This is a genomic window from Streptomyces sp. GC420 (assembly GCF_009916105.1).
Classification (GTDB): domain Bacteria; phylum Actinomycetota; class Actinomycetes; order Streptomycetales; family Streptomycetaceae; genus Streptomyces.
Genome location: NZ_JAAAXQ010000580.1, coordinates 1 through 3,326 on the forward strand (window position 1 = coordinate 1; position 3,326 = coordinate 3,326).

The window sequence follows — 3,326 nt, forward strand, 5'->3', positions numbered from 1 at the left end:
TTCGGTGGTCATAGCGTTAGGGAAACGCCCGGTTACATTCCGAACCCGGTAGCTAAGCCTTTCAGCGCCGATGGTACTGCAGGGGGGACCCTGTGGGAGAGTAGGACACCGCCGAACAATCATTCAGCCTCGGCTGTGAGAATGAAAAATTTCTCACAGCCGAGGCTTTTTTGCGTTTGCGGCCGGGCCTACCCTGTCTCCATGCTCTATGACCTCGTCATCTTCGACAACGACGGTGTGCTCGTCGACAGTGAGCCGCTCTCCAATCGGATCCTGGCCGGCTACCTGACCGAGCTCGGGCACCCCACCTCGTACGAGGACTCGTTGCGCGACTACATGGGTGCCGCGGTTCATCGCGTCCACGACATGGTGCTGGAGCGGTCCGGGCGACGACTGCCTGAGGACTTCGACGAGGTACTGCACGCGCGCGTGTTCGCCGCGTTCGAGCAGGAGTTGGAGCCGGTGGCGGGCGCCGCGGAGGTGCTGGGCAAACTGACCGGCGACGGGGTGCCGTTCTGCGTGGCCTCGTCGGGGAGCCATGACCGGATCAGGGTCGGGCACCGCAAGACCGGCATGGACAAGTGGTTCGAGGACGACCGGATCTTCAGCGCGCAGGACGTGGGCCGCGGAAAACCGGCTCCGGACCTTTTCCTGCACGCCGCGGAGCGGATGGGCGTGCCCGCCCAGCGGTGCGTGGTCGTCGAGGACAGCCCGCTGGGCGTGGAAGCGGCGCTGGCGGCCGGGATGGAAGTCATCGGGTTCACCGCCATGACTCCGCTGGAGCGGCTCACGGCCTCCGGGGCCAGGACGACCTTCGCCGAGATGGTGCAACTGCCCGCCCTCCTCGGCTGAGCCGGGGACCCGGGAACCCCGGGTTCTTCAAGGATTCGCCGAGCGGGCTACCGGTCGGTAGTTGAGAGCCGTACGCTGTGCGGCCATGACGGATGCGCGCCTGCGGTACGGCAGGGCCTCTTTGGCGTTCGGCTTCCTCGTCCAGGGCGTCGCGTTCGCTCTTCTGGTGACGCGGATCCCGGCGGTCCAGGACCGGTACGGCGTCTCCGACGCCCTGCTTCCGGCCTTCCTCGCGGCCGTGCCCGTGCTCGCCGGAGTCGGCAGCGTCGTCACCGAGAAGCTGGTGAGGCGGTTGCGGCCGAGTGCCGTACTGCGCTGGTCCCAACCCGTGGTGCTGCTGGCGCTGTTCGCTGTCGGCGCCGGGGACTCGCTGTGGCAGCTGTGGCTGTCGCTGGCGGTGTTCGGGCTCTCGGTCGGCGCGTTGGACGCGTCGATGAACATGCTCGGGGTGAGCCTCCAGGACGCGTACGGGCGGAGCATCATGCTCGGCTTCCACGCGGCCTACAGCCTGGGGGGCATAGCGGGGGCGTCACTGGCCTGGGCCGGGGCGCACTGGCACCTGCCGCTCGCCGTGTCATACGCGCCCGTGGTCGCGGTGCTGCTGCCCGCGGCACTGGCCGGGAGCAGGTGGTACGTCGATGCGGCGCCCGGCCCCGGAGTCCCCGCGACCGCTGAAGCGCCCGCCGCCGCCGAGGCCGGCGTCGGGTTCAGGCTGCTCCTGCCGTTCTGCATGGTGATGGCCTTCGCCTACATAGGCGACTCCACTGTCTCCAACTGGAGCGCGAAGTATCTGGAGGACGTGCTCGGCAGCTCCGAGCAGCTCGCCACCGTTCCGTACAACGTCTACATGGTCACCACGCTCATCGGCCGCACCGTCGGCGACCTGGGCGTTCGGAGGTTCGGTGCGGCCGCGGTGGTGCGGACCGGGGCCGTGACGGCCGCCCTGGGCTTCGCGGTGGTGGCCTCGGCGCCCGGTCCCTGGGCGGGGCTGCTGGGATTCACGCTGCTCGGGTTCGGACTGTGCGTGATCGTGCCGCAGACCTTCGCCGCCGCCGGGCGCCACGCCCGTCAGCGGCAGGGCGCGCACGGGGCGGACGCCGCGATCGCACGGCTGAACGTCTTCAACTACGTCGGGTTCCTGGTCGGGTCGCCGCTCGTGGGAGCGCTGGGCGATGCCTGGAGCTACCGCGGGGCGATGCTCGTCCCGATGGTCCTCGTGCTGGCGGTCCTCCGGTATGCCAGGTCGTTCGACGCTGGACCAGCCAGATACGGTGACGGGTATGAGCGGCCGCACACAGCTGATGTGGGACGAGGCAGTAACGGGCTATGACTTCGGGTCCGACCACCCGATGAACCCGGTCAGGCTCGCCCTGACGCGGGGACTGATCGACGCCTTCGGGCTCGACCGTGCCGTGGACGTCGTGGCCGCGAGGGCGGCCGGCGAGTCGACGCTGCGGCTCGTGCACCGCGACGACTACATCGCCGCGGTGCGGGCGGTGTCGCAGGACCCGGGCTCCGCGAACGGGGCCTACGGGCTCGGCACGACGGACGATCCCGCGTTCGCAGGGATGCACGAGGTCTCCGCGCTGATCGCCGGCCAGTCCGTGGCGGGCGCCGAGGCCGTGTGGCGGGGCGATGCGGCGCACGCCGTGAACTTCGCCGGCGGGCTGCACCACGCCATGCCGGGCGGGGCGGCCGGGTTCTGCGTGTACAACGACGCCGCGCTGGCGATCGCACGGCTGCTCGAGCTGGGGGCCGAGCGGGTCGCGTACGTGGATGTGGACGTGCACCACGGCGACGGTGTGCAGGCGGCGTTCTGGGACGATCCTAGGGTCATGACGGTGTCGCTGCACGAGCACCCGCGGACGCTGTTCCCGGGGACGGGCTGGCCGGAGGAGGCGGGCGCCGAGGGCGCGCAGGGCACCGCGGTGAACGTCGCGCTGCCGGCCGGGACCGGAGACGCGGGCTGGCTGCGGGCGTTCCACGCGGTGGTGCCGGAGCTGCTGGCGGTGTTCCGCCCGCAGTTCCTGGTCACGCAGCACGGTGCCGATACGCATTTCGAGGACCCGCTGGCGCATCTGGCGGTCTCGCTGGACGCGCAGCGCGCCGTGCAGACGGCCTGTCACGGCCTGGCGCACGAGCACGCGCAGGGACGCTGGCTCGCGCTGGGTGGTGGCGGATACGCGGTGGTCGACGTGGTCCCGAGGTCGTGGACGCATCTGGTGGCGATCGCCGCGGACGCGCCGATCGCACCGGAGTCCGAGACCCCGGAGGAGTGGCGGCAGTTGGTGTACGCCCGGACACGGCAGATGGCACCGGGCCGGATGACGGATGGCCGCAAGCCGGAGTGGCAGGACTTCCACGAGCAGGGCTACGACCCGGCGGACCGGCTCGACCAGGCGATCCTGGCGACGCGCAGGGCCGTTTTCCCCTTCCACGGCCTCATGCCCTGACCCTTTCGACTGCCCCCGCAC

General features: G+C 70.5%; 3 protein-coding genes and 1 rRNA gene. All 4 read left to right on the top strand.

Going from position 1 to position 3,326, the window contains the following annotated elements; all coding sequences use genetic code 11:
- The 4 genes from rrf (at position 1) to GUY61_RS36420 (ending at position 3,305) form a co-directional block, all read left to right on the top strand.
- Positions 1 to 117: ribosomal RNA gene (gene rrf, locus GUY61_RS36405) — 5S ribosomal RNA — on the top strand.
- 84 nt (positions 118 to 201) lie between these two features.
- On the top strand, positions 202 to 852 hold the full coding sequence (locus tag GUY61_RS36410) for an HAD family phosphatase (RefSeq protein WP_166634578.1): 651 nt from the start codon (positions 202 to 204) through the stop codon (positions 850 to 852).
- Positions 853 to 937: 85 nt separating this feature from the next.
- On the top strand, positions 938 to 2,182 hold the full coding sequence (locus tag GUY61_RS36415) for an MFS transporter (RefSeq protein ID WP_166634579.1): 1,245 nt from the start codon (positions 938 to 940) through the stop codon (positions 2,180 to 2,182).
- Complete coding sequence (locus GUY61_RS36420; RefSeq protein ID WP_166634580.1) at positions 2,133 to 3,305, top strand: acetoin utilization protein AcuC; 1,173 nt, start codon at positions 2,133 to 2,135, stop codon at positions 3,303 to 3,305. The genes GUY61_RS36415 and GUY61_RS36420 overlap by 50 nt, the downstream gene beginning before the upstream one ends.
- Positions 3,306 to 3,326: the final 21 nt, after the last annotated feature.

What these genes read in the sequence shown, in the direction of transcription:
- GUY61_RS36410 (WP_166634578.1), top strand. Translation starts at nt 202, where the DNA reads ATGCTCTATGACCTCGTCATCTTCGACAACGACGGTGTGCTCGTCGAC.
- GUY61_RS36415 (WP_166634579.1), top strand. Translation starts at nt 938, where the DNA reads ATGACGGATGCGCGCCTGCGGTACGGCAGGGCCTCTTTGGCGTTCGGC.
- GUY61_RS36420 (WP_166634580.1), top strand. Translation starts at nt 2,133, where the DNA reads ATGAGCGGCCGCACACAGCTGATGTGGGACGAGGCAGTAACGGGCTAT.